Below are 24223 nucleotides of genomic sequence, written 5' to 3'. Positions count from 1 at the left end.
AGGCCAAACTGGGTACGAAGCGTCACGGAACAACGTCGACTTTCGGGGGGACAGACGACATGACCGGAACCGCACGGGATCTCATGAGCGAGGGTGTGGAGTGCATCCCGTTCCACGAGTCGCTCGACCGGGCCGCCCAGCTCATGCGTGAGCACAACGTGGGCGCGCTGCCGGTGTGCGGGCCCGACGACCGGATCCAGGGCATCATCACCGACCGCGACATCGTGGTGAAGTGCGTGGCGGCCGGCAAGGACGTCACGCGGGTCACCGCGGGCGAGCTTGCCACCCGCCTGGTGTGGGTGCCGGCCGACGCGACGGCCGAGGAGGCGCTGCAGCGGATGGAGGAGAACCAGATCCGGCGGCTGCCGGTGATGGACGGCGACCACCGCTGCATCGGGATGATCAGCGAGGCGGACCTGGCCCGGCACCTGCCCGACGACCAGCTCGCCGACTTCGTCCACCGGGTCTACGCGGGCTGACGCCGGCGATCACCGGCCCCCACCCCCTTACGGCGAGGCGGTGGGGGCGGGATACGATCTCGCGGTGATACAGGCCTCGCCGGTGATCTCGCAGTTGCTTCCCGACGACCCGGAGAGCGTGGCCGGGTACCGGCTGACGGGGCGGTTAGGGGCGGGCAGCCAGGGCACGGTGTTCGCGGCCCGCCGCGGCGACGGCGTGCTCGTGGCGCTGAAGGTGCTCGGGCCTCCGCTTCCCGGTGACCGCGAGCGGTTCTTCGACGAGGTGGCGCTCGCGCAGCGGGTGGCGCCGTTCTGCACCGCCCAGGTGCTCGACTTCGGGTTCGACGGGGCGCGGCCCTACATCGTCAGCGAGTTCGTGGACGGCCCGTCCCTGCAGCGGTCGGTGGGCGAGAGCGGGCCGCGCAGCGGGGGCGCGCTGCAGCGGCTGGCGGTCAACACCGCCACCGCGCTCGCGGCGATCCACGCGGCGGGCGTGGTGCACCGCGACTTCAAGCCGGGCAACGTCCTGCTGAGCCCGGACGGGCCGGTGGTCATCGACTTCGGCATCGCGCGGGCCGTGGACCTGGGGCGCTCGGCCGTACGCAGCCAGACGATCGGCACGCCCGCCTACATGGCGCCCGAGCTGTTCGCGCGCGAGGTGGCGGGGCCGGAGGCGGACCTGTTCTCCTGGGCGGCCACCATGGCCTTCGCCGCCACCGGCCGGCCGGCCTTCCCCGGCACGCAGATCCCGATGATCATGCACGCCATCGTGTACGGCGAGCCGGATCTCGGCCCGCTGGCCGGTCCGCTCCGGAGGCTCCTGGAGGAGTGCCTGGCCAAGGATCCGGCGAAACGCCCCACCTCGGCGGCGGTCGTCGAGCGGTTGCGCAGCCTGCCGGCGCCCGCCTGGCAGACGCAGCCGCCCGCCACGGGACCGGACCGGCGGCGGCGCCGTACCACCTGGGCCGGGGTGGCGGCGGTGCTGGTGGCCGCGGCGGCGGGGACCGGGTACGCGTTGTGGCCGGCCGGACAGGGTCAGGGCGCCACGGCCCTGTCGACGACGAGCCCGGTGGTGAGCCCGGTGATGAGCCCGGTGGCGAGCGCGCCGGTGAGCCCGATGCCGAGCGGGACGCCGGCGGTCACGCCCGGCACCGCCAAGAAGCCGCCCGGCCGCCGCGACCCGGCCAAGGGCACGGGCGCGAGCACCACCCCGACGGCCAGGCCGAAGCCCAGGAGCACGCCGCAGTCCACGCCGGCCCCGACCAGGGACGACCAGTCATCCCAGACGGGCACCAAGCCCTCGGCGCAGAACTCGCCCGTGCAGAAGCCGCCGGTCAGCAAACCACCGGCCACGAAGCCCGCCGAGGACCCGCCGCCCACCACGCAGCCGCAGAACGCGTCGGGCGGCCAGGTCACCTGGGACGACGCCCACGCCTACTGCCAGTCGCAGGGCGCCAGCTCGGCCGCCGGGTCGTGGTACAACCTGGCCTGCATGGGTTCGCCCGGCATGTACTTCGTCGAGAGCTCGGCGGTGTGCCGGTGGAAGTACCCGGGGACGGTGGCAGCCGCCCCCACGGGCATGAACGACGCGCTCACCTGCAAACCGGCCTGAGCGGTTCAGGCTCAGGCGTAGTGGCAGCGGACGTGCTCGGCCACCTCGGCCGCCGCCTCGGCGCCGTAGGCGGCCCCGAAACGCTCCAGGAAGGTCCGCTGCGACAGCTCGTACTCCTGGCCGCCCACGCGCTCCAGCACGTGCGTGGCGGTGAGGTTGCCGATCTGCGCGCACCGCTCCAGGGTCAGGCCCCAGCCGAGCCCGGCCAGGAAGCCGGCGCGGAAGGCGTCGCCGACCCCGGTCGGGTCGGCCTTGCCCAGCTCGGGGGCGGGCACGACGTGGATGGACGGCTCGCCCTTGCGGTCGATGCGCGCGCCCTTGGGGCCGAGCGTGGTGACGCGGACGCCGACGCGGTCGAGGACCTCCTCGTCGGACCAGCCGGTCTTCTGCTCGATGAGCCCCTTCTCGTAGTCGTTGGAGAACAGGTAGGCCGCGCCGTCGACGAGCTTGCGGATCTGCTCGTCGCCCATGCGGGCCAGCTGCTGGGAGGGGTCTGCGGCGAAGGGGATGCCCCGCTGGCGGCACTCGTCGGTGTGCCGGAGCATGGCGTCGGGGTCGTTCGGGCTCACCAGCACCAGGTCGAGCCCGCCGACGCGGTGAGCGATCGGGTCGAGCTCGATCAGCCGGGCCTCGGCCATCGCCCCGGTGTAGAACGAGGCGATCTGGTTGTGGTGCTCGTCGGTGGTGCACAGGAAGCGCGCGGTGTGGTGCACCTCGGAGGTGTGCACCGACTCGCAGTCGACGCCGTGGCGCTCCAGCCAGGAGCGGTAGTCGGCGAAGTCGTTGCCGACGGCGCCGACCAGGATCGGCGAAAGCCCCAGGCAGCCCATGCCGAAGGCGATGTTCGCCGCGCACCCGCCGCGACGGATCTGGAGCTCGTCGACCAGGAAGGACAGCGACACCCGGTCGAGCTGCTCGGCGATGAGCTGATCCCCGAAGCTGCCGGGGAAGGTCATCAGATGGTCGGTCGCGATGGAGCCGGTGACGGCGATGCGCACGGGATTCTTCTTCCTCGTTGTCTGCAGGCCAAGTTGAAGCCACACGAGGATATGCGAAGGCCCCGCACACGCCAACGTGGACGGGGCCTTCCGCGCCTTGGGGCCGCCGGGGCGGCCTTTCCGGCTAGTTGAACGAGTCGCCGCAGGCGCAGGAGCCGGTGGCGTTGGGGTTGTCGATGGTGAACCCCTGCTTCTCGATCGTGTCGACGAAGTCGATGGTGGCGCCCATCAGGTAGGGGGCGCTCATCCGGTCGGTGACCACGCCGACGCCGCCGAAGTCGGTGACGACGTCGCCGTCCATCGACCGGTCGTCGAAGAAGAGCTGGTACCGCAGGCCCGAACAGCCGCCCGGCTGCACGGCGACACGGAGCTGCAGACCCTCTTCACCCTGCTGCTCGAGCAGGCTCTTGACCTTGGCCGCGGCCGCGTCGGTCAGGTTCAGGCCCTGCGCCGTGGTCTCGCTGCTCTCAACCGTCATGTGCTGACTCCCGTTCTGAGGTCCTACTAAGACGCTACCAACACCGCGCCGATGCCACACATTCCCCGGGGTTGTAGACTCCATACTCGTCACTTCGACGATAAGGGGTTCGGCATGACGATTCCGCTGTTCATCCTGGGGCAGGACACCGATCGGCACAGCGAGAAGGGCGTCGACTGCCCGGGCGAGCTGCCCGCGGCCTCCGACCCCGGCCTGGTGGAACGCGCCCGCAAGGCCAAGGAGGCGCTCGGCGAGCGGGTGTTCGTGCTGGGCCACCACTACCAGCGTGACGAGGTCATCCAGTTCGCCGACGTGACCGGCGACTCCTTCAAGCTGGCGCAGCAGGCCGCGGCCCGGCCGGAGGCGGAGTTCATCGTCTTCTGCGGCGTGCACTTCATGGCCGAGTCGGCCGACATCCTGACCTCGCCGGCGCAGCGGGTGATCCTGCCCGACCTGGCGGCCGGGTGCTCGATGGCCGACATGGCCACCTTCGACCAGGTCGAGGAGGCGTGGGAGGCGCTGGAGGAGGCCGGCATCGCCGACGATGTGATTCCCATCACGTACATGAACTCCAGCGCCGACATCAAGGCCTTCTGCGGCCGGCACGGCGGCGCGGTGTGCACCTCCTCCAACGCCAAGCGGGCGCTGGAGTGGGCCTTCTCACAGAAGAAGCAGGTGCTCTTCCTGCCCGACCAGCACCTGGGCCGCAACACCGCGGTGCTGGAGATGGGCATGTCGCTGGACGACTGCGTCCTGTACAGCCCGCACCGGCCGCCGAAGGCCGAGGAACTGCGCGGCAAGAAGATGATCCTGTGGAAGGGCCACTGCTCGGTGCACGGCCGCTTCACGGCCGAGTCGGTCGACGACGTACGGCGCCGCGTCCCGGGCGTCAACGTGCTGGTGCACCCCGAGTGCCGGCACGAGGTGGTCAACAAGGCCGACTTCGTCGGCTCGACCGAGTACATCATCAAGAAGCTGGAGGCCGCCGAGCCTGGGACGAGCTGGGCCATCGGCACCGAGCTCAACCTGGTCAAGCGCCTGGCGCAGCAGTTCCCGGACAAGAACGTCTCGTTCCTGGACAAGACGGTCTGCTACTGCTCGACCATGAACCGCATCGACCTGCCGCACCTGGTGTGGGCGCTGGAGTCGCTGCTGCTGGGCGAGGTGCCGAACCAGATCACCGTGGACGAGGACACCGCCCACTGGGCGCGCGTCGCCCTCGACCGCATGCTCGCCCTGCCGTAACGAGGCTCTGCCGAAACCGGCTCAGTCGGCGAAGCCGTACACGACCCGGACGGTGACCGAGACGGTCTGCCGTCCGGGGCTCACGGAGCTCTTGGCGTCCATCGCCTCGGCCGCGGCCAGCAGCGGCTGGGGCGGCGCCGAGACCTCCTCGCTGACCGCGACGACGCGGCCCAGCGCCCGGCCGGCCAGCCCGGCGTACTGCGCGGCCTTGGCGGCGGCGTTGGCGAAGGCACGGGCACGGGCGGCCTCCAGCACCTGGTCCGGCTTGGAGACCTCGAACACCAGCCCGTTGAGCCGGATCTCCTCCCCCACCGCCGCCACGGCGTCGATGACCGCGTCGGCGCGGCTCAGGTCGCGCACGAGCGCCTCGACGCCCTGCGCGGCGCGGTAACCGGCCACCTTGGGGTAGGCCTCGTACTCGGGACCGAGGGACAGCTCGTTGGTGCGCAGGTCCTCCTCGGCGACGCCCGCCTCGCGCAGCGTGCGGGTCAGCCGGGCGGCGGCCTCCCTGCTGGCGGCGAAGGCCTCGCCGGGTCCGGCCTTGCGCACCTCCACCCCGGCCAGGAGCCGCATGAGGTCGGGGGCGGCCGAGACCGCGCCCTCGCCGACGACGGTGATCCGCTCGTCCGTGTGTTCCACGCTGGTGACCGTTTCCTGGGGAGAGCTCCGGAAACGTCTAGGGAGTGAAGCGGAAGCTCATCTTGCCGAACTCGGCCACCTTGGTGGTGGCGGCGAGCCTGCGCACCACCTTGCCGTTCAGATCGACCACGACCGCCTCGTAGCCGCCGAGCTTGGTCACCCAGCCGGCGATGTGCCGGTCGTCGTACCAGCCGATCAGCCGGGAGCTGGTGAACGGGATGGTGATCTTCTTCGCCGAGCCGGTCAGCGGCTGGGCGCAGACGGTGGTCGCCGACCGGTCGCAGTGCGACAGGAAGTGCGTGCGCGCGGGCGAGACGTCGTCGCCCTCGACCCAGACCGGGGAGCCGGCGTCGTCGAAGGTGCGGATCCGCTTGCCGCCCAGGTCGTGCAGCTGCATACGACCCCCGACCCAGGTGCCGACCGTGTCGTCGTCCACCCAGAAGAAGCGCCAGCCGTCGCCCTTGACCTCGAAGGCCCGGCTGGTGCGCCGCTCGGCGTCGACGAGCGCGAAGCCGTGGGTGACGCTGGTGCCGCCCTCGGCGCGGTAGAGGGTGAACAGGCCGAACCGGCCGTCCGGCGACCAGCGCGGGGTGGTCGGGTAGACGGGGGCGGCGCTGATCTTCGTGGAGTAGGTCTCGCCGCTGCGGACGTCGATCAGGGAGACCTGGGCGTACTTGTCGACGCTGTACTTCACCTCGGTGGCCAGGGCGCGGCTGCCGTCGGGGCTGGGCATGTACTCGAAGTAGCGCTCGTCCAGGTGGAAGGTGTCGCCCCGGCGGAGGTACATCCGCTTGCCGCCGTCCACGGTGTAGGAGGCCAGCTTGAGCGCGTCGCCGGGCTCCTCGGTCAGGGTGACCGCGGTGCCGGGCAACTGGCCGGCGGTGGTGGGGCTCGGGGTCGCCGTCGGGGTCGCGGTCGGTGTCGCGGTCGGGGTCGTTCGCTGGGAGGAGCGGGTGCCGGCGGTGGGCGTGGTGGTCCCCGCGGTGCCCTTCGTCGGGTCGGCGAGCTGGAGGCCGACGATCACCGCGGCCGCCAGCACCACGAGCGCGGCGGCCGTCGCCGCCACCGCCACCCACGGGCCCGACCGCCGCGGCCCGGCCGGCCGCGTCTGGCCGCCGGCCCCCTGGTAGGGCGGCCCCTGGTACGGCGGAGCGGCCTGGTGGGGGGCGGACTGGTGGGGAGCGGGCTGGTGCGGCGGGGCGGCGTGCTGGAGCGGAGCGGCTCGATACAGCGGAGGCGGCAGCGGGTTGGCGGGCATCCCGTGCGGCTGCGGCGTGGCGGGCATCGCGTGCGGAGGCAGGGACTGCGGCTGAGACTGCGGCTGGGAGTGGGGCTGAGACTGCGGCTGGGAGGGGTGGCCAGTGGCGGCGGCGCTGCCCTGCGCGAGCAGCACCGGTGCGGGCGAGGCCGCCCCGCCGCCGAGCAACCGCATGAGCGCCTGGCTCGCGGTGGGCCGCCGGGCGGGATCCTTGGCCAGGCAGTCCCCCACCAGCGCCCGCAACGCCGGATCCTCCAGCACCGACAGATCCGCGTCCGCCGACATGATCCGGTGGAAGAGCGCCGGCAGGCTGTCCGCCGCGAACGGCAGGTGCCCGGAGGCGGCGTAGAGCAACGTGCAGCCCCAGGCGAACATGTCCGCCGCCGGCCCCGGCTGCCCCTCCGTGAGCTGCTCGGGCGCCATGAAGGACGGCGTCCCGATCGCCGAGGCGGTGAGCGAGGAGGTCAGGTCGAGCGCCCGCGCGATCCCGAAGTCGATCACCCGCGGCCCGTCGGCGGCCAGCACCACGTTGGACGGCTTGAAGTCGCGGTGCACGATCCCGGCCTGGTGGATGGCGACCAGGGCGGTCACCGTGCCGACCGCCAGCCGGTGCAGCGAGGAGCCGGTGCGCGGCCCCTCGGTCCTGACCACCTCCGACAGCGTCGGCCCCGGCACGTACTCGCTCACGATGAACGGCCGCTCGCCCAGCAGCCCGGTCTCGATGACCTGCGCGGTGCAGAAGGGCGCGACGCGCCGCGCGAGCGAGACCTCGCGCACGAAGCGCTGGGAGGCCTCGCTGTCGCCGGCCAGGTCGGCCCGCATCAGCTTGATCGCCACCTTGGCCCCGGCGCGGCTCTGCCCGAGGTACACGGTGCCCTGCCCGCCCTCGCCCAGGCGCGCGGTCAGGGCGTACTCCCCCACCCAGGCGGGATCTCCTGACCGTAAGTCCAGCATGCCCCTATTCTGGCAGTCCGTTACCCCGGGCCGGGCTCCGACTCGTCCAGACACGCCTTGACGATCGCCGCCGGGTCCTCACGCAGCACGTCGACGCCGGGCAGCGTGAGCATCGTGCCGCCCAGCAGGCCGGCCAGCTCCTCCAGGCACGCGTCGCCGCGGCCGGAGCTGATCACCACGACCGGCACGGGCGGGAACGGGTGTTCCTCGCGGATCGTGCGCAGCTCGGCGGCCATCTCCCGGACGGCCAGCCACTCCCCCGTGACGGCCGCGGCCACCCGGCCCTCCGCGTAGACGCCGCCGGGGTCCGCCCGGCCGGTCAGGAGCCGGTGCCCGGCCGGTCCCGCGCAGCGCGCCACCGCGTGCGCGCCCCACGTGCCGCCGAACGCGGGCAGCCACCGCCCGGCCGTCTGCCCCCAGCCCGATGGATGGCGCAGCGGGCCCGAGCGGCACTTCGGGTCCACCAGCACGAGCCGGTTCACCCGCAGCGGGTGCAGGCGGGCGAACGCTTCGGCGTGCCAGGCGGCGACCGAGTGCGCGACCACCGTCACCTGCTCGGGGTGGGCGGGGGCCAGCGCGGCCAGGCGGGCGGCTTCGCCGTACAGGGTGGGGCGAAGCGGTTCTGCGGGGCTCAGGCCGAGCCCGGGGCGGTCGAAGCGGATGGCGGTCGCCTGCGGCGCCAGGCCGGCGGCCACCTCGTCCCAGTGGAACCACGCCCCGCCCAGCCCGGCGCAGAGCAGCACGGCGGGCCCTTCGCCCTCGCGCAGGACGTGCGGGAGCCGGGTGTCGGCGGGCGGGCACCGGGTCAGCAGCCGGGCGGCCAGGTAGAGCAGCCACAGCGCTATCAGGACGAGCTGGGCGCGCTGGGCCAGCCCGGCGAGGTTGCCGAGGACCATCGAGGCGAGCGCGAGCGAGGTGGCGGCCAGCGAGGCCGCGGTGATGACCCAGGCCAGCACGGTACGGCTCAGCAGCACCATCGAGACGGTGACGCCGGCGACCGACAGCGCACTGGTGACGGCGTGCAGGTGGTGAGCGAGGGAGCGCTGGCCGCGTTCGCAGGCCGGGTCGCTGACCGAGGCGCAGTCGAGCGGCAGGAGCGCGCCGCCGACGGTGAACAGGCCGAAGGCGGCCAGGCCGAGCCAGCCCAGCCACTCGCGCGGGATCCGGGGCACCAGCGCCACCCCGGCCAGGCAGGCCAGGCCCGCCCCGGCGTCGGCGAGCTGGAACAGCCCCGACCACGGCTGATCACGCGCGGCCAGCTCGCTGAGGTAGCCGTGCATCCGGTCGAGGGCGGGCGTGGTGAACTCCCCCGGGATCCAGGCGCTGTACAGCACCGCGGCGAGGGCGAACGCCACGGCGGCGGCCACGCTCAATCTTCGCTCCACGTGATCATTAGATCACTATGGGCGATTATCGGGTGAGGGCGGGGATGTCCCAGAGTGCGAACCAGCGCGCGCGGTCCGGCTCCACCGGCAGTTCGGGACGCAGCGCCTCGGCTGCGCGGTCCTCCAGGACGGTGTCCCTGCGGTGCCCGTCGAGCGGGGCGAACGGGTAGAAGGTGCCGCGTTTGTACAGGTAGACCACCAGCAGCCCCCGGCCGCGCGACTCGAAGCGGAAGGCCGAGCACAGCAGCGACGGCCCGAACCCGGCGTCCCCCAGCGTGGAGTTGACCCCGTGCACCCGCTTGACCAGCTCGTCCGCCGACGGGTCGCGGGCGAGGAACCAGGTGTAGTCGTAGGCGTCCTTGATCTCCTCGCGTTCGCCGAGCAGGTCGCCGGCCTGCCGGTGCACGCCGGCGAAAGCCCGCCCCTCGGCGGCGCGGAAGCCGACGCCCGCCAGCCCGGCGGACGCGAACCCGGTCGCCGTGCCGAGCACCGCGGCGGCCGGCGGCAGCGCGAAGAGCGTGTCGAGGTCGGGCTCGGCCACGGTGGCGCGGCCGAGCAGGGCGTCGAGCCATCTCCTCCGGCGCACGTCAGCCCCGGCCGCTCAGGAGCCGAGCTCGGTGGCCAGCCAGCGCAACTGCTCCTGGCGGCGCGGGATGGGCGGGTGGGTGTCCAGCAGGTCCGGCAGGCGCTGGCCGGCGAACATCAGGGCGTTGGTCACCCGCGGCCCGTCCGCCGCGGCGGCGTCGATCTTGCCGAGCGCGGAGGCGAGGGCCGACGGACGCTGGGTCAGCAACGCGCCGCCCCGGTCGGCGGCCAGTTCGCGGTAGCGCGACAACGCGCGGGTGAGGACGAGGCTGATCAGGTAGACGACCCCGGAGGCGAGCGCAGCCAGCAGGCCGAGCGGCACCAGGGCCCGGCGACGGCCGCCGAGACCGAGGAAGAGCGCCAGCCCGGACAGCAGCCCGGCGACGGTGGAGAAGACGGAGACCGCGGTCGACAGGGCGACGTCGCGGTGGGCGAGGTGGCTGACCTCGTGCGCCAGGACGCCTTCCAGCTCACGCTGGTCGAGCCGGTCGAGCAGGCCCTGGGTGACGCACAGGGCGGCGTTGCGCGAGGTGTGCCCGGCGGCGAAGGCGTTGGGCTCCGCGGCGGGACTGATCGCCACCCGCGGCTTGGGAAGGTCGGCGAGCGCGCACAGCCGGTCGACGAGCGCGTGCAGCTCGGGCTCCTGCTCCGGGGTGACCTCCCTGGCCCCCATCGCCGATAGCACTAATCGGTCCGACATCAGGTGGAGGGTCACCAGGACGGCCGCCAGGGCCACCGCGGCGACGGCCGCCCCCACGCCTGCGGCGATGAGGGCGGCCACGAAGGCTGCGTACAGCAGCCCGAGCAGCAGGATGGTCACGAGCATGCGCCGGACCAGACGGCTGTCGGGGGCGAACCGCGAGCGCATGGCCGGGCGCCTAACCGGGGATGAGGCCCTGGTCGCCGAGCATCGCCCGTACCTCTTCCATCGAGGCGTCGGCGGGCGGCAGGATCAGCTCGGAAGGCTCCAGGCTCTCGTCCGGCAGCGACTTGCCGACGTGGCGGACCTTGTCGAGCAGCGCGTGCAGCCGCTCGCGGAAGGCGCCCTCGTCACCGGCGACGATGGCGCCCTCGAGCTCGTTGTCGAGCTCGTTGAGCGTCGCGATGTCGTCGGGGGCCACCTCGACCTGGCCCTCGCCCATGATGCGGATGATCATGAGTTCTCCCCCGGCTGCTGGTGCTGCTGGGTGGGGTGCGCCTGGGTCTGCGGCTGCTGCTGCGGCGCCGGCTGGCCCTGCTCGATCGCGGACTTGGGCGCCGGGGCCATGCCCAGCTCGGCCTTCATCCGGGCGAGCTCCAGCTCCACGTCGCGCCCGCCGCCCATGCGGTCGAGCTCGAGCTGGATGTCGTCGCCGCGCTGGCCGCTGAAGTCGTCGAGCACGCCGCTGGCGAGCAGCTCGTCGATCGCGCCGGCCCGGGCCTGCATCTGCGCCGTCTTGTCCTCGGCGCGCTGGATCGCGAGACCGACGTCGCCCATCTCCTCGGAGATTCCGGAGAAGGCCTCGTTGATGCGGGTCTGCGCCTCGGCGGCGGTGTAGGTCGCCTTGATCGTCTCCTTCTTGGTGCGGAAGGCGTCGACCTTGGCCTGGAGGCGGTGGGAGGCGGTGGTGAGCTTCTCCTCCTCGGCCTGCAGGTTGTCGTGCTGGACCTGGAGGTCGGCGATCTGCGTCTGCAGACCGGAACGGCGGCTCAGCGCCTCACGCGCCAGGTCCTCACGCCCCACCGACAGCGCCTTGCGGCCCTGGTCCTCCAGCCTGGTCGCCTGCTGGCGGATCTGGTTGATCTGCAGCTCCACCCGCTTGCGCGAGGTCGCCACGTCGGCCACGCCCCTGCGAACCTTCTGCAGCAGCTCGAGCTGGCGCTGGTAGGAGTAGTCCAGCGTCTCGCGCGGATCCTCCATCTTGTCCAGGGCCTTGTTGGCCTTGGACTTGAAGATCATGGAAAGTCTCTTCATCACGCTCATGCGCGTCGGCCATCCCCTTCTTAGGTCGTGCTGTCGGTCACCCACTGCAGCGCAGCCGCCTTGGGATTACCCTACGCATAACGTACGGGGGCGTCACTAAGTTGCAGTCCAGGTAGGGTTGACGTCGTGTTGCGACGCCGATCCCAGACCTCGGTGGACACCCCCGTCCCCGAAGACGATCCTAAGCCCCAGGGCAAAGGACGACCGACTCCCAAGCGCCGGGACGCCGAGGGGCGTCGGCGCCAGCCTGTCAGCGCTCCGCGCGACCGGAAAGAGGCCTACCGCCAACTGCGGGCCAAGCAGAACGCCGAGCGCCAGCGGGCCCGTGAGGGCATGCTGCGCGGCGAGGAGAAGTTCCTGCCGGTCCGTGACCGCGGCCCGGTGCGCAAGTTCGCCCGCGACTGGGTCGACGCCCGCCGGCTGCCGAGCCAGTACTTCCTGCCGTTCTCGCTGCTCATCCTGCTGCTGACCTGGATTCCGTGGGGCAACCAGCAGACCCAGATGACCATCTACTACTACGTCATCACGATCGGCTGGCCGGTCATGATGGTCGGCGTGGTGGCGACCTCGATCTTCGTCGCCTGGAAGGTCAAGAAGCTGGCGGCGGAGAAGTTCCCCAACGAGTCCATGAAGGGCGTCGGGTTCTACGCCGCCATGCGCGCGCTGCAGATCCGCAAGCTCCGCTTTCCCCCGCCCACCGTGCTGCCCGGCGGCAAGCCGGTTCCCCCGAAGAAGTAGCGGGCCCTTTCTCAGGGTCGGGTCAGGGTCCGGACCCCCGAGATCGGGGTCCGGGTCAGGGAAAGATCAGGGTCAGGGCAGCGGCACCCATTCCAGTTCGCCGGAGCGGACCACCGGGCGCTGGTCGTCCAGCGGGCGGCCCCGCTCGAGGGCGTCCGCCATGTCGCGCAGCAGCGCGTAGTAGGACGGGCGGCCGTCCTCGAACGCCGGGCCGGAGATCCTGCCCACGACGCCCATCCGGCCGGTCTCGGCGTGCACCACGTCCAGGATGCCGACCGGGATCAGGTCGCGGTAGCGCAACTCCTCCTCGCCCCACGAGACGCACTGCGCCCGCCACCGGTCGCGCATCCCCCGCACGTTGAGCGGCGTCGGCAGGCCGCCGTCGTGGCGCAGGAGCGAGGCCCGCAGGTCGTCGGGGAAGCGCAGGTTCATCTGGGCCTCGGCGATGGCGATCGTGCGGGCCCTCGCCGGGCGCGCGAGCGTGGCGCGGGTGGCCGGCGCGTTCTCGGCCAGCCACCTCTCGATGCGCCGCCACTGGCGGTTGACCGCACGGACCACCCTCGGGTTCAGCGGGCGGACGACGGGGGCCGCCTGCCGTACGCACTCCGCCGGAGTGGGCGTCACGCTGGGCGACGGGGCGCTCTGGGCGGTGGCCGGCGCGGCGACGGGCGGGCGCATCCGGACGGCGCTCTGGCCGAGCGAGGCGCGCGGGACCAGCGGGACGACCGCCACGGCCAGCGTCACCGCCGTCGCGGCCAGTACGGCCAGCACGGCGCCCCACAGGGGTCGCCGGCGTTCGAGCTGGGCGGTGGCCGCACCGCCGCCGGCCTCGGCCTTCACCCGGCGCGCGCGGCGGCGCAGCCGTACGCCGATCGCGGCCAGCACGGCCGCGGTGAGCAGCGTCCGCAGGAGCTTCGTCACGAGGGGACCCTACCGTTCAGTGGTTTGCAAGTTGATCTCGATAGAACTCACGCCATGAATCTTCGCGTGGTGGCGCCCAAGGCCTGGGGCGCCCTTGTCATCGGTTTGCTCGCTCTGGTGGTGCGGTTGAGCTCCCTGAGCACCGTGTCGCTCAACGGCAAGGTGACGTCGTGCTCCTACACGGACTTCGCGGGCATCGGGCTGGGCGGGCTGAGCGTGCTCCTGGCGCTGGTCGCCGGCTGGGAGGTGGCCACCGGCCTGCGGACCGACGCGCGCAAGGCGCCGACGCTGGCCGTGATGGCGGTGGCGTGCCTGCTGGGCGTGGTGGGCGTCATGAAGGGGCTCGGGATGATCTGGAGCCCGTGTACGGGCTGACCGCCGGTCGCCGGTGCCCGTGTACGGGCCGCCTGCCGACTGCCCCTAAGGTCGGATGTATGGAATTTCGTCACCTCGGCCGCAGCGGTCTCCTGGTCAGTGAGATCAGCTACGGCAACTGGATCACCCACGGCTCCCAGGTCGAGGAGGAGGCGGCCAAGGCCTGCGTGCACGCGGCGCTCGACGAGGGCATCACCACCTTCGACACCGCGGACGTGTACGCGCGCACCAAGGCCGAGGAAGTCCTCGGCCGGGCGCTGAAGGGCGTGCGCCGGGAGTCGCTGGAGATCTTCACCAAGGTCTACTGGCCCACCGGCGACGGGCCCAACGACCGTGGCCTGTCGCGCAAGCACGTCACCGAGTCCATCAACGGCTCGCTGCGCCGCCTGCAGACCGACTACGTCGACCTGTACCAGGCGCACCGCTTCGACCACTTCACCCCGCTCGAGGAGACGCTCAAGACCTTCGACGACCTCGTACGGCAGGGCAAGGTCCTGTACGTCGGGGTGAGCGAGTGGACCGCCGACCAGATCGCCGCGGCGCTCAAGATCGCCGACGAGATGGGCTTCGACCGCCTGGTCTCCAACCAGCCGCAGTACTCGATGTTGTGGCGGGTCATCGAGTCGGAGGTCGTGCCGCTCAGCGAGAAGGAGGGGCTCAGCCAGATCGTCTGGTCGCCCATCGCGCAGGGCGTGCTGACCGGCAAGTACCTGCCCGGCCAGCCCCCGCCCGCCGGTTCGCGCGCCACCTCCGAGGCCGGTGCGGGCTTCATCAACCGCATGCTCACCGATGACGTGCTGACCCGCGTGCAGGAGCTCAAGCCCATCGCCGCCGACCTCGGGCTCACCATGGCCCAGCTCGCGGTGGCCTGGGTGCTGCAGAACCCGAACGTCGCCAGCGCCATCGTCGGGGCGACCCGGCCCGAGCAGGTGCGTGACAACGTCAAGGCCTCCGGGGTCAAGCTCGACGCCTCCGTCATGGAGCGGATCGACGCCGTCCTCGGGCCGGTCGTGGAGCGCGACCCGGCCAAGACGGTCAGCCCGGCCACCCGGCCGTAGCCTTTCCCGGAAATCCCCTTGCGCCACAGGAGGCGCAAGGGGATTTCTTTTTTCACTCGGAGCGCAGTGACAATCCTGTGTATTCGGTGCGGTCATCCTCCAGCAGCGCGACCTTTTCCACACCGGATTCCAGCAGCTCACGCCAGTTCTCGCCCAGCCACGACTCCGCGTCGGCCTGGCTCGGAAAGACCTCGCGCGGCAATGGCCGATCTGTTACCTCACCACCATTGGCATTTTCATAACGCCACCGCCATGTCATGAATTACGCTCCCTTTTCGTTACCGGTTACGCACGAAGTCCTCAACAGCCTGCACCCTACTCCCGAGTATGGAGGCCGATCGATGCTGCGCGCCTTTCGTGTCGCCGCTTTCTCCCTAGCCGCCGCCTTTACTCTCTCCTCTCCTGCCCTTGCCGCACCACCCACCGGCGATCCGGCCGGGCCGCGGGCCTGGAGCCTCTGGCAGAGCGACGGCACCGCCTGGTTGTCGTTGCCCGCCACCGCCGAACGTCCCGCGGACGGCACCGTGCTCGGCTGGCGCTTCGCGGCCACCACCGACTTCGAGTCGCCCGCCGTCGAGGTGCCCGACTTCACCGCCCTGTGCGGGAAGACCGCCCTGCCCGAGGGGGGCAAGCGGGTGGGGCTGGCCATCGACTTCGGCGACGCCGAGCTCGACGCCTACCCAGGAGACACACCGCCCCAGCAGGTGGTCACCTGTGTCACGGGAGCCGCGGACGCCACCGCCCTGCAGTTGCTGGCCGCGGCGGCCAAGGTGAAGGTGGAGGGGGAGACGGTGACCTCGGTCAACGGCTACCCGTCCCGCGCCCAGGGCGCCGACCTGCCTGCTCCGGCTTCCGCCTCCGTCGCCGCTCCGGAGGCTTCCGGGGTGCCGGCGGGGTGGATCCTGGGGGGCGCTGGGGCATTGGCGCTGCTCGCGGGCGGCGCCGTGGTGGCCACCCGCCGCCGCTCCCGCATCTCCGCCTGACCCCCGGAGCGCTGCCTGAGCCGGCCCCTTACCGGTTGGGCCCGGTTACGGCGGGTTGAGCGCCGCCCCGGGTTCCGGCGGTTTTGGGCAGGTTGGGGCCGGGCGCCCGCCGGTTCCTGCGAGCCGGGGCCGCAGCCCGCTGGTTCCTGCAGGTCTGGGCCGACCCCCGCCGGTTCCTGCAGGTCGAGGCCGACTCCCACCGGTTCCTGCAGGTCTGGGCCGACTCCCCGGCGGTTCCGCGCTCTCCCCCTGTTTCCACTCCCCTGCTACTTCGCCAGCCCCAGCACCTGCGGCCCGAGCCTCTGGCCCGGCCCGGTTGCCCGTGGCGGTCCCGGGATGACCGTCCGCTGTGGTGACCGGGCCTTCCCGGTGGGGCCGCCGCCCGCCTCGGATCCCTCCCCGGCCGGGCGGCGGCCTCACCCCCTTCCAGCCGGTGTCCTACGCTCGGTCAGGTGAAGATCCTGTTCACCGGTACGGCAGGCCAGTACGGCTGGCCGGAGCCGGGCTGCCGGTGCGCCTCCTGCCTCTCCCTCCCCCAGTCGGCCTGGCGCGCCCCCCTGGCCCTGTTCGTGGACGGCACCCCCGCCGACCTCCGCCGGCCGATCATCACCGGCACGGCCGGCGACCTCCTCCTCAACGCCACCCCCTTCGCCGACACCGCTCCCGCAGAGGCGAGTTACGCCGCCGTCCTGGTCGACCCCACCACCGCCCCCCACGTGCTGGCCGACCTCCGCCGCAAAGGCCTCATCTCGGACGCGACCCACCTCCTGGCCGCCGCCCTGGACCACCGGACCCGCTCGGAAGCAGACCTCACCCGCCACTGCATCCTGTGGGGCCTGCAAGCCGTACAGGACGGCCAGGAGGTGGACACCGCAACCCCACCCACGCCCCGCACCCCGCTCCCCCTGAGAACCCTGCTCCTGGGCGGCTCCAGATCCGGCAAATCCGCCGAAGCCGAACTCCGCCTGGCCGCCGAGCCGTACGTCACCTACGTCGCCACCGGTCCCACAGGCGACGACGACCCCGAGTGGCGCACCCGCGTCGAGGCCCACCGATCCCGCCGCCCCGCCCACTGGACCACCACCGAAACCACGGAACTGGCCAAGACGATCGCCGAGGCCACCACGCCCCTGCTGATCGACGGCATCGGCTCCTGGCTGGCCACCCTCCAATGGCGCGAACCCACCCGCGTGGCCGACCACTGCGACGCCCTCATCGAAGCCTGGCGCCGCACCCCGCAACCGATCGTCGCCGTCTCCGACGAGGTCGGCCTGGGCGTCATCCCCGCCACCGCCTCCGGCCGCGCCTTCCGCGACGCCCTGGGCCGCCTCAACCAACGCCTGGCCGCCGAGTCCGAACAGGTCGCCCTGGTCATCGCCGGCCGCCTCCTGCCCCTCTAACCGGCAGACGCCGAAGCCGAGGAAGAGGGACCCGGCCGCCCACTCAACCCGCCCCACCGGGCCGGGCCCACCGGCCCACCCGACCGCCGCCCGATGGCTTGGGCTCCCTGGACCACCTGGGCCACCTGGACCACCTGGACCACCTGGACCACCTGGGCCACCTAGGCCACCTGGGCCACCTGGGCCACCTAGGCCACCTGGGCCACCTGGGCCACCTGGGCCACCTGGGCCAGCCGGGCCACCCGGGCCACCTGGACCGCTTAGTCCGTTTGGAGCGCTCGGGCCGTTTGAATCGCTAGGCCGTTTGATCGCGTGGGCCCTTAGGACCCCCTCACCCCCGCCGGCTAGCCCGCCCGCCGCGCATACCAGCGCCCGTCGTGCCGCTCCACCCGCAGCCTCCGGTCAAAGCACGCCGACAGGTTCTCCGCCGTCAGCACCTCCTCCGCGGTCCCCCGAGCCAGCACCCGCGCATCCCGCATGAGCATCGCGTGCGTCGTAGTGGCCGGGATCTCCTCCAGATGGTGCGTGACCGTCACGGTCGTCAGCACCGGCCGGTTGTTCGCCAGATCCTCCACCGCCGCGATCAGATCCTCCCGAGCCGGCAGATCAAGCCCGGCGAACGGCTCGTCCAGCAACAACACCGCCGGATCCGGCATCAACGCCCGAGCCACCCGAATCCTGGCCCGCTCCCCCTGCGAGCACACCCGGAACCGCCGATCCGCCAGATCCTTGCACCCGAGATCCGCCAGCAGCCGATGCGCCCGCTCGTGCTCCGCCGGCCCGTACCGATCCCACAGCGGCGCACTGGTCCCGGTATGCCCGGTCAGCACCACGGTGTGCGCCGTGGCCCCTTCCTCCTCCAGCAGCTCCTCGTCGATCAGCCGCTGGCTGGCCGTCACCAGCCCGAGGTGCTTGCGCAGTTCTCGCAGGTCGACGCGTCCCAGCCGATGCCCGAGCACCTGTACGACGCCCTCCGTCGGGTGCCGCACCGCCGCCGCCAATGACAGCAGCGTCGTCTTCCCGGCCCCGTTCGGCCCCAGGATCACCCAGTGCTCGCCGTACCTCACCTGCCAGTCGAGCTCCGCGAGCAGCGTCCTGCCCACGACCTTCACCGACACCCCGGCCACCTCAATCGCATGCATCCGGCCACGATAACGTCACCAAATGTGCGCCATGCCAGGATCCAGGACCTGATCACCCACGACGCCCACGGCCGCCCGATCCCCACCGACCGGGACGAACTGACGGCCGCCCTCGCCGCCGCACGCGCCGCCAACCCACTCACCCACACCACCGCCCGCTGGTCCGCCGTAGCCCTCCTCGCCCTCGCCACCCCGCGCCCGTACGGCAGGCCCCACGACCCCACGCCGCATGGTCCCGACGGTGGCCTGCCTGCCGCTCACGACCACGGCGACTCCGTGCAGGCCGCGCACAACGACACCCGCACCCCGGTCGACCCCGCCGCGCCCCACGAGACCGCTGCCCTGTGCGGCCCCGCTGCGTACGACGAGGCCCGCGACCTGCTCGACCGCGCCCTCGCCCTGGCCTCCACCCCAGCCGACCTCGTCGCGACCCGCCTCGACCTCGCCACCCTCCACCACCTCCGCGGCGACCTCCACGCCGCCACCACCCTCCTCACCCGCACCCTCCCCCTGGCCCGCGACCACGCCCCCGCCCTGGAACAAACCGCCCTCAACCACCTGGCCACCCTGACGAGCGCCGACTTCCGCCAGACCCTCCCGCCCGCCATCGCCGCTCTCCTCGGCCCCTCCCCCACCTGGTCCGACGACCACGAAGGACTCAGCGGCTCGGTCTCCCGCGTCAAAGCCACCACCGGCACGTTCTGGATCAAGCACGGCCCCGCCGCCACCGCCGAACACACCCGCCTGACCTGGCTGACAGCCCGAGGCCTCCCCACCCCCGAGATCGCCGCCTACGAGCCCAACGATCCGGCCCTCACCCCGGCCCTCCTGGTGCTGGCCGACGCCGCCTCCCCCAGCCTCGCCACCGCCTCCCTCTCTGGGGCCGAGATCGGCGCCCGCCTGGGCCGTACCCTCCGCGCCCTGCACATGCTCCCGCCCTGCCCCTTCGACGGCAGCCTGGACGTCATGCTCGACGAGTCCCGCCGCCAGGTCCTGGAAGATCTCGTCGACGCCGACGACTTCGACCCCGACAACGAGGGCCAGACCCCGGACCAAATCCTCACCCGCCTCCTCACCACCCGCCCTCCCGCGGAGGACCTCGTGGTGACCCACGGCGACTTCACCCCCTCGAACGTCCTGCTCGACGGCACCATCCTCGACGTCTCCCGCCTGGGCATGGCCGACCGCCACCGCGACCTCGCCCTGGCCGCCCGCGACCTCACCGAGGACTTCGGCCCTGCCGCCGTCACCGCCTTCTTCACCGCGTACGGCCTGGCCACCCCCGACCCGGGGCTCCTGGAGTACTACCGCCTGCTCGACGAACTCTTCTAACCCCGCCTCTCCAAGCCCCGGACCACACCTCCAAGACAGCCCCACCACACTTGCAAGACAGCCCGGCCACTCCTTCAAGACAGCCCGGCCACCCCTTCAGGACAGCCCGCTCGGCCGCCCAAGACACCCCGGCCACCCGTCCCTAGGCCATCCCCACGCCGTCGCCCCGACTGGCCCACCAGCCGCGAGCCCAGTTCCGACCCGCACGCCCGGCCAGCCACCCAGTCCCGGCCACTCCCCCACCCCGACCGGCCAGCCGCCCCAGCCCCACCCGCGGCCACCCCATACGATCAACCGATATGTCATGGGTCGACGGCGCCAAGTTCGCGGTGGGAACGCTCAGCATCTTCCGCGTCCGCGTAACCCGAGTCGACCGAGAAGTCGCAGGCCAGGCCATGACCCTGGCCCCTGTCGTCGGTATCGCCCTGGGCCTGTTCGCCGCCATCCCCCTGCTGCTCGCCCCAGGCCTCCTCGGCGCAGTCCTGGCGCTGGCCGTCCTGGCCTACCTCACCCGGGCCCTCCACCTGGACGGCCTCGCCGACCTCGCCGACGGACTGGGCAGCGCCAAACCCGCCCCTCAAGCCCTCGACATCCTGAAGCGGTCCGACATCGGCCCCTTCGGCGTCGCGACCTTGATTTTCACCGTCCTCGCCCAGACCGCCGCCCTGGCTGGCCTCCCGCCCGCAGCCTCCGTCGCAGCTCTGATCACCGCCACCCTCACCGGCCGTCTCACCCTCACCTGGGCCTGCCGGTCCGGTGTCCCCTCCGCCCGCCCCGACGGCCTCGGCGCCATGGTCGCGGGCACAGTACGGCGCAGCACGCCCTACCTCGTCACCCTCCTGGTCCTTGCCTTCGCCGCCCTGCTTGCCCTGACCTCCGTCACCTTCCTCGCTCTAGAGGGCACCACCCCAGCCGTGAGCAACCCCACCTCGACCGCAGGCAACCCCACCCCAGCCGTGGGCAACCCCACCCCAGCCGTGGGCGGCCCCACCTCCACCGTGGGCAACCCCACCCCAGCCGTGGGCGGCCCCAACCCGGCCGTGGGCGGCCCCAACCCGGTCCTGGGTGGCACCACCCCACCAGCCCTGACTCCCGCCGCCCTGCTCCTGCCCGGCGGCCTGCCGTTGGTGGTCGTTCTCCCGATCTCCGTCCTCGCCGGGCTCGGGGTCGCGCTGCTCCTCCTCCGCCGGTCCGTCAAGCGCCTGGGCGGCATCACCGGCGACGTCCTGGGCGCCCTCGTCGAAACCGCCACCACCGCCGCCCTCATCACCACCGCCGTCCTCGCCTGAGGGCTCAGCCCCCTAAGTGGGAGCGGGCGACACGTGACAGGGGCGTGTTCTGAGGGCGTGAGGACTTGAGAGCGGGCGAGGTGGGATGAGGCGCGGTTGGCCTCAGCGCACCAGCCTCGCCCGTCCGGTCTCACCGCGTCTCGTCGCGTGGGTCGATGGATCATCCGCGCGTACGGCCTGTCGTACAGCTCGGCCCGCGGGTACGGCCTGCCGTACGGCTCGACCCACGGGTAGGGCCTGCCGTACGGCTCGGCCCGCGGGTAGGGCCTGCCGTACAGCTCGACCCACGGGTACGGCCCGGCGTACAGCGGCCCGCAGGTACGGCTGAAGCGCGACCAGTGTGCTGGTCGCGCTTGGCGAGCCTCCACGGTCCGTTACGCCTGCCGTACTGGCCAGAAGCGGAAGAGGCAGGCGGCGGTGAGGGCCATGAGGGCCCAGCCTGTGAGGCCGGTGATGCCGGCCAGGACGTAGTTGGGCGGGGTGTCCGGGGCGGCGAAGAGGGCGATCATCGGGGCGACGGCGTTGAGGGAGCCGTGGGCGATGACGGCGGGCCACACACTGCCGCTGCGGAGGCGCAACCAGGAGAAGAGGGCGCCGATGAGGACGGTGGCGCCGGTGAACATGAGGGCCGCCCACGGGCCCAGGCTCGGGTAGTTGTAGCCGAGCAGGGTGAGGGGGGCGTGCCAGGCGCCCCAGATGAGGCCCGAGATGAGGACCGCCTGCCCTACGCCACGGGTTTCGACGAGGCGGGGCAGGAGCCAGCCACGCCAGCCCCACTCTTCGCCGAGGGAGGGCAGGGCGTTGAGGACCGGGCCGATGAGGGCTGAGCCGATGATCTGGGCAGTGAGGACCAGGGGGAGGTTCTCGGGGACGGGTAGGCCGGCTGTGCGGAGGTTGGCGGCCATGCCCGAGAGGTCTGTGGGGAGGAGGCCCAGGGCGATGCTCAGGCCGAAGGCCAGGACGATCAGGACCGGGGTGCCCAGCCAGGCGGTGAGGAGGATCAGGAGGGTGCGTTTGCGGTTGGGGCCGAGGGTGAGGCCGGTTTCGGTGGCCATTTGACGGAAGGGGGTGGTGCGGCGGTTCGCGGCCCAGACGGCCAGTACGGCGATGGTTGGGGTGGCCATCATGGCGACGGCGTGGACCGGGGCTGTTGGGGAGTTCAGGCCGGTGCCCAGCCAGAGTGGCAGGGCTATGAGCCAGGACAGGCCGAAGGCGACCGCTAGGAAGACGGTCAGGTCGCGTCTCCGTGCGGCGGGGTTTTGAGGAAGGGGCGGGGATGAGGGCTGGGAGGGAGTCGGGGGCATCGGGGGCTCCGGAGGAGGCAGGGGCCGCGCTCGGTGGCGGCACGGGCTGTCTGGGGGCCGAGGGTGTTGGCACGTGGGTCGGGGTGGGTGGGGCTGCGGCGGTGGCCGCGACCTAGGCAGGTGGCTGGCTAGGAGGGACGGGCAGTTGAACCGGCGGACGGCAGCCTCGGCGAACGGCTGACCGGGCGGCTCGGCGGACGGCTGACCGGGCGGCTCGGCGGGCGGCTGACCGGATGGACGGACGGCTCGGTGGGACGGACGGCTGACCGGGCGTCGTGGATTGCATGCTCACCGCGAAGTCCGCGTGTCCGCTGGGAGGGTGTCGCCCGGGGGTGATGGGCGAGGCGGACGGACAAGGGTGACTGACGGACGAGCGGACGGCGACGGACGGACGGACGGACAAGGGTGCCGAGCGGACGGACGGTGACGGTCGGTGACGGACGGACGAGGGTGGCGGACCGAGTGGTGGGCCACAGTGGTGGGCGGGTCTAGTGGCGGGTTAGGCGGATGGGCGGGTCTAGTAGCGGGTTAGGCCGGTGGACAGGTTGGGCGGTTGGCTGGTGGGTGGGTTGGGGGGCGGGGCGGCTGGGTTGGGGGGCGGGGCGGCTGGGGTGGGGGGCGGGGCGGGCTGTAGGTGGGGCTAGGGGGTGGGGGTTTCGGCTATGAGGGCGTTGATCAAGGAGGCGCCGTTGCGGGCGTCGTCGGTGCTGATGATCAACTGGCCGCCGGAGCGGTAGCGGAGGACGAGGCAGTCGCCGCCGCGGATCATGATGGCGGCCATGCCCGGGACGCCGCGGATGCCCCAGCCGCCGACCTGGCTGGGGAAGCGGTCCTCGGCCCAGGCGGTTTCGATCTTGGCGAGGGGGATGCGGCGCACCGGCCAGCCGAAGGGGCCGAAGCCGACGGCGACGCCGGCCGGGCTGACGCGGACGGAGACGGTGTAGGTGAGGATGCCGGCCACGAAGACGATGAGGGTGCCGGCGAGGCTGGCCCAGAGGGTGGCGGAGGGCAGGACGCCGATGAACCACAGGACGAGCAGGACGAGGGCGACGACGGCGGGCAGGGCGGCGAGGAGCGCAAGCCAGGGGTTGAGGACCCGGCTGACCCAGACGGAACGCTCGCCGGCCCGCAGCCGCAGGGCGGGAGGCGCCTCGCCGTCGGGGACGGGCTGGTCGGGGGCGCCACGGAAGGCGAAGCCGGCGGCCACCGCGCCCAGGACGGAGACGAGGAGCACGGTGACGGCGGCCCAGACGGGACTACGGGCCTGGGTCCAGGCAGGGGCGTCGAGGTTGGCCAGCACGGTGGAGAGCTCCATGCCGGCGGCGAACAGGCCGGACCAGGCGAGGACGGCCCACCAGTAGCCACGGCTGAGACGCCGGTCGAAGACCTGGCCGTGGACGGCCACGCCCATGGAGACGGCCCACAGCACGAGGAAGATGCCGATGGCGAAGAGCAGGCTGACGGGGAGGCTCATCGAGGAGTCGGGCCGGCCGCCGCTGCTCCAGTGGGTGGCGAGCGGGTCGGGCAGGCGGTCGCGCAGCAGCAGGGCCGGTATGAGGATCGCCGCGACGACCAGCGGGGCCCAGAGGCCGCCGAGGGTGAGGGCTCGCGTGCGCGGGCTCATGGCAACTCCTTCAACATTTCGATGAGGTCTTCACGGCTGTAGCCGTACCGACCGGCTTCCTCCAGCAGCTCACGCAGGCGCAGGACGATCGCGAGGCGCCCCTCGACGAGGCTGGCGACGCTCACGCCGCGGCCGCGGCGGAACTCCAGGACGCCCTCGTCGCGGAGCTCGCGCAGGGCGCGGAGGACGGTGTTGGCGTTGATGCCCAGGGCATCGGCCAGGTCTCGGGCCGGCGGGAGGCGATCTCCGGGGGCGTAGGAGCCCTCGGCGATGGCGCGCCGGATGGCGCCGGCGACCTGCTCGTGCAGGGGCCGTTGATCGTTGAGATCGAGGGTGAGCAACATGGTGATAATGACGATAGCACCATCGGGCCACTTGGTGCTAATCGAGATAGCACCAAGCGCCTTGCTCGAACGCGAAGCCCCGGCGGGGGTGAGGCGGCGGTTCACGATGCCGGTCCCGGCGGTGGCCAGCACTCTGGA

Annotated in this window: 25 protein-coding genes; 10 read left to right on the top strand and 15 right to left on the bottom strand. The window is 72.3% G+C overall.

From position 1 onward, the window contains the following. Positions 1 to 59 precede the first annotated feature (59 nt). On the top strand, positions 60 to 479 hold the full coding sequence (locus AB0I67_RS40230) for a CBS domain-containing protein (protein ID WP_357935572.1): 420 nt from the start codon (positions 60 to 62) through the stop codon (positions 477 to 479). 64 nt (positions 480 to 543) lie between these two features. Continuing rightward, entirely contained in the window at positions 544 to 2070 is a 1527-nt protein-coding gene (locus AB0I67_RS40225; protein ID WP_357935569.1) for a protein kinase, read from the top strand. Between the two features lie 11 nt (positions 2071 to 2081). Here the strand turns inward: AB0I67_RS40225 and AB0I67_RS40220 are convergent, their stop codons facing one another. Further along, positions 2082 to 3068 carry a carbohydrate kinase family protein gene (locus tag AB0I67_RS40220; protein WP_357935567.1) on the bottom strand — a complete coding sequence of 329 codons (987 nt, stop codon included), beginning with the start codon at positions 3066 to 3068 and terminating at the stop codon, positions 2082 to 2084. Between the two features lie 124 nt (positions 3069 to 3192). After that, positions 3193 to 3546: an iron-sulfur cluster insertion protein ErpA gene (gene erpA, locus AB0I67_RS40215; RefSeq protein ID WP_357935564.1), complete on the bottom strand. Its 354-nt coding sequence runs from the start codon at positions 3544 to 3546 to the stop codon at positions 3193 to 3195. A 114-nt stretch (positions 3547 to 3660) separates the two neighbouring features. On the opposite strand from erpA, the gene nadA reads away from it, so the two are divergent. Next, complete coding sequence (gene nadA, locus AB0I67_RS40210; RefSeq protein ID WP_357935561.1) at positions 3661 to 4791, top strand: quinolinate synthase NadA; 1131 nt, start codon at positions 3661 to 3663, stop codon at positions 4789 to 4791. Between the two features lie 21 nt (positions 4792 to 4812). Here the strand turns inward: nadA and AB0I67_RS40205 are convergent, their stop codons facing one another. From AB0I67_RS40205 to AB0I67_RS40175, 7 genes are read right to left on the bottom strand one after another with little or no spacing between them, the layout of a single operon-like run. Beyond that, positions 4813 to 5430, bottom strand: a complete 618-nt coding sequence (locus AB0I67_RS40205; protein ID WP_357935558.1) for an SIMPL domain-containing protein — start codon at positions 5428 to 5430, stop codon at positions 4813 to 4815. 37 nt (positions 5431 to 5467) lie between these two features. Further along, positions 5468 to 7642 (bottom strand): protein kinase, encoded by a 2175-nt coding sequence (locus AB0I67_RS40200; RefSeq protein WP_357935555.1) that lies wholly within the window; start codon positions 7640 to 7642, stop codon positions 5468 to 5470. A gap of 20 nt (positions 7643 to 7662) precedes the next feature. After that, the gene (locus tag AB0I67_RS40195; protein WP_357935553.1) at positions 7663 to 9027 is read right to left on the bottom strand and encodes an alpha/beta fold hydrolase; all 1365 of its coding nucleotides are present in this window, start codon (positions 9025 to 9027) and stop codon (positions 7663 to 7665) included. 25 nt (positions 9028 to 9052) lie between these two features. Next, positions 9053 to 9613, bottom strand: a complete 561-nt coding sequence (locus tag AB0I67_RS40190; RefSeq protein ID WP_357935550.1) for a hypothetical protein — start codon at positions 9611 to 9613, stop codon at positions 9053 to 9055. 15 nt (positions 9614 to 9628) lie between these two features. After that, positions 9629 to 10480: a M48 family metalloprotease gene (locus AB0I67_RS40185; RefSeq protein WP_357935548.1), complete on the bottom strand. Its 852-nt coding sequence runs from the start codon at positions 10478 to 10480 to the stop codon at positions 9629 to 9631. Positions 10481 to 10490: 10 nt separating this feature from the next. Then, positions 10491 to 10769 (bottom strand): hypothetical protein, encoded by a 279-nt coding sequence (locus tag AB0I67_RS40180; RefSeq protein WP_357935546.1) that lies wholly within the window; start codon positions 10767 to 10769, stop codon positions 10491 to 10493. Next, positions 10766 to 11575, bottom strand: coding sequence for a PspA/IM30 family protein (locus AB0I67_RS40175; protein ID WP_357935544.1), 810 nt, complete (start codon positions 11573 to 11575; stop codon positions 10766 to 10768). The genes AB0I67_RS40180 and AB0I67_RS40175 overlap by 4 nt, the downstream gene beginning before the upstream one ends. Before the next feature lie 126 nt (positions 11576 to 11701). On the opposite strand from AB0I67_RS40175, the gene AB0I67_RS40170 reads away from it, so the two are divergent. Then, positions 11702 to 12313: a DUF3043 domain-containing protein gene (locus AB0I67_RS40170; protein ID WP_357935541.1), complete on the top strand. Its 612-nt coding sequence runs from the start codon at positions 11702 to 11704 to the stop codon at positions 12311 to 12313. Between the two features lie 72 nt (positions 12314 to 12385). Here AB0I67_RS40170 and AB0I67_RS40165 read toward each other — a convergent pair whose 3' ends face one another. After that, positions 12386 to 13234: a hypothetical protein gene (locus tag AB0I67_RS40165; protein WP_357935538.1), complete on the bottom strand. Its 849-nt coding sequence runs from the start codon at positions 13232 to 13234 to the stop codon at positions 12386 to 12388. Positions 13235 to 13288: 54 nt separating this feature from the next. Here AB0I67_RS40165 and AB0I67_RS40160 point away from each other — a divergent pair, with 54 nt between their 5' ends. Next, positions 13289 to 13609, top strand: coding sequence for a hypothetical protein (locus AB0I67_RS40160; protein ID WP_357935536.1), 321 nt, complete (start codon positions 13289 to 13291; stop codon positions 13607 to 13609). 59 nt (positions 13610 to 13668) lie between these two features. Continuing rightward, a complete protein-coding gene (locus AB0I67_RS40155; protein ID WP_357935533.1) occupies positions 13669 to 14667 on the top strand; it encodes an aldo/keto reductase family protein in 999 nt (332 codons plus the stop codon). Positions 14668 to 14719: 52 nt separating this feature from the next. On the opposite strand, the gene AB0I67_RS40150 is transcribed toward AB0I67_RS40155, so the two are convergent. Beyond that, complete coding sequence (locus tag AB0I67_RS40150) at positions 14720 to 14926, bottom strand: hypothetical protein (RefSeq protein ID WP_357935530.1); 207 nt, start codon at positions 14924 to 14926, stop codon at positions 14720 to 14722. A gap of 82 nt (positions 14927 to 15008) precedes the next feature. On the opposite strand from AB0I67_RS40150, the gene AB0I67_RS40145 reads away from it, so the two are divergent. Both AB0I67_RS40145 and AB0I67_RS40140 read left to right on the top strand, forming a co-directional pair. Then, complete coding sequence (locus tag AB0I67_RS40145) at positions 15009 to 15650, top strand: SCO2322 family protein (RefSeq protein ID WP_357935528.1); 642 nt, start codon at positions 15009 to 15011, stop codon at positions 15648 to 15650. A gap of 452 nt (positions 15651 to 16102) precedes the next feature. After that, on the top strand, positions 16103 to 17050 hold the full coding sequence (locus AB0I67_RS40140) for a bifunctional adenosylcobinamide kinase/adenosylcobinamide-phosphate guanylyltransferase (RefSeq protein ID WP_357935525.1): 948 nt from the start codon (positions 16103 to 16105) through the stop codon (positions 17048 to 17050). 344 nt (positions 17051 to 17394) lie between these two features. On the opposite strand, the gene AB0I67_RS40135 is transcribed toward AB0I67_RS40140, so the two are convergent. Next, positions 17395 to 18192 (bottom strand): ATP-binding cassette domain-containing protein, encoded by a 798-nt coding sequence (locus AB0I67_RS40135; protein WP_357935522.1) that lies wholly within the window; start codon positions 18190 to 18192, stop codon positions 17395 to 17397. Positions 18193 to 18216: 24 nt separating this feature from the next. On the opposite strand from AB0I67_RS40135, the gene AB0I67_RS40130 reads away from it, so the two are divergent. Both AB0I67_RS40130 and AB0I67_RS40125 read left to right on the top strand, forming a co-directional pair. Beyond that, positions 18217 to 19524 (top strand): aminoglycoside 3'-phosphotransferase, encoded by a 1308-nt coding sequence (locus AB0I67_RS40130; RefSeq protein WP_357935519.1) that lies wholly within the window; start codon positions 18217 to 18219, stop codon positions 19522 to 19524. 299 nt (positions 19525 to 19823) lie between these two features. Then, on the top strand, positions 19824 to 20813 hold the full coding sequence (locus AB0I67_RS40125; protein ID WP_357935516.1) for an adenosylcobinamide-GDP ribazoletransferase: 990 nt from the start codon (positions 19824 to 19826) through the stop codon (positions 20811 to 20813). A gap of 374 nt (positions 20814 to 21187) precedes the next feature. On the opposite strand, the gene AB0I67_RS40120 is transcribed toward AB0I67_RS40125, so the two are convergent. The 3 genes from AB0I67_RS40120 to AB0I67_RS40110 all read right to left on the bottom strand — a co-directional run. After that, positions 21188 to 21940: a CPBP family intramembrane glutamic endopeptidase gene (locus AB0I67_RS40120; RefSeq protein ID WP_357935514.1), complete on the bottom strand. Its 753-nt coding sequence runs from the start codon at positions 21938 to 21940 to the stop codon at positions 21188 to 21190. A gap of 817 nt (positions 21941 to 22757) precedes the next feature. Then, the gene (locus tag AB0I67_RS40115; RefSeq protein WP_357935511.1) at positions 22758 to 23741 is read right to left on the bottom strand and encodes a DUF1648 domain-containing protein; all 984 of its coding nucleotides are present in this window, start codon (positions 23739 to 23741) and stop codon (positions 22758 to 22760) included. Beyond that, on the bottom strand, positions 23738 to 24223 hold a 486-nt coding region (locus tag AB0I67_RS40110), incomplete at its 5' end, for a GntR family transcriptional regulator (RefSeq protein WP_357935508.1). The genes AB0I67_RS40115 and AB0I67_RS40110, both read right to left, overlap by 4 nt.

Source organism: Nonomuraea sp. NPDC050310 (assembly GCF_040655795.1).
Lineage (GTDB): Bacteria > Actinomycetota > Actinomycetes > Streptosporangiales > Streptosporangiaceae > Nonomuraea.
Note: the sequence above shows the minus strand (reverse complement) of the source record. Positions and strands in the feature narration are given on the sequence as shown.

What these genes read in the sequence shown, in the direction of transcription:
- AB0I67_RS40115 (WP_357935511.1), bottom strand. Translation starts at nt 23,741, where the DNA reads ATGAGCCCGCGCACGCGAGCCCTCACCCTCGGCGGCCTCTGGGCCCCG.
- nadA (WP_357935561.1), top strand. Translation starts at nt 3,661, where the DNA reads ATGACGATTCCGCTGTTCATCCTGGGGCAGGACACCGATCGGCACAGC.
- AB0I67_RS40185 (WP_357935548.1), bottom strand. Translation starts at nt 10,480, where the DNA reads ATGCGCTCGCGGTTCGCCCCCGACAGCCGTCTGGTCCGGCGCATGCTC.
- AB0I67_RS40175 (WP_357935544.1), bottom strand. Translation starts at nt 11,575, where the DNA reads ATGAGCGTGATGAAGAGACTTTCCATGATCTTCAAGTCCAAGGCCAAC.
- AB0I67_RS40125 (WP_357935516.1), top strand. Translation starts at nt 19,824, where the DNA reads ATGTCATGGGTCGACGGCGCCAAGTTCGCGGTGGGAACGCTCAGCATC.
- AB0I67_RS40135 (WP_357935522.1), bottom strand. Translation starts at nt 18,192, where the DNA reads ATGCATGCGATTGAGGTGGCCGGGGTGTCGGTGAAGGTCGTGGGCAGG.
- AB0I67_RS40230 (WP_357935572.1), top strand. Translation starts at nt 60, where the DNA reads ATGACCGGAACCGCACGGGATCTCATGAGCGAGGGTGTGGAGTGCATC.
- AB0I67_RS40200 (WP_357935555.1), bottom strand. Translation starts at nt 7,642, where the DNA reads ATGCTGGACTTACGGTCAGGAGATCCCGCCTGGGTGGGGGAGTACGCC.
- AB0I67_RS40150 (WP_357935530.1), bottom strand. Translation starts at nt 14,926, where the DNA reads ATGACATGGCGGTGGCGTTATGAAAATGCCAATGGTGGTGAGGTAACA.
- AB0I67_RS40160 (WP_357935536.1), top strand. Translation starts at nt 13,289, where the DNA reads ATGAATCTTCGCGTGGTGGCGCCCAAGGCCTGGGGCGCCCTTGTCATC.
- AB0I67_RS40180 (WP_357935546.1), bottom strand. Translation starts at nt 10,769, where the DNA reads ATGATCATCCGCATCATGGGCGAGGGCCAGGTCGAGGTGGCCCCCGAC.
- AB0I67_RS40120 (WP_357935514.1), bottom strand. Translation starts at nt 21,940, where the DNA reads ATGATGGCCACCCCAACCATCGCCGTACTGGCCGTCTGGGCCGCGAAC.
- erpA (WP_357935564.1), bottom strand. Translation starts at nt 3,546, where the DNA reads ATGACGGTTGAGAGCAGCGAGACCACGGCGCAGGGCCTGAACCTGACC.
- AB0I67_RS40155 (WP_357935533.1), top strand. Translation starts at nt 13,669, where the DNA reads ATGGAATTTCGTCACCTCGGCCGCAGCGGTCTCCTGGTCAGTGAGATC.
- AB0I67_RS40145 (WP_357935528.1), top strand. Translation starts at nt 15,009, where the DNA reads ATGCTGCGCGCCTTTCGTGTCGCCGCTTTCTCCCTAGCCGCCGCCTTT.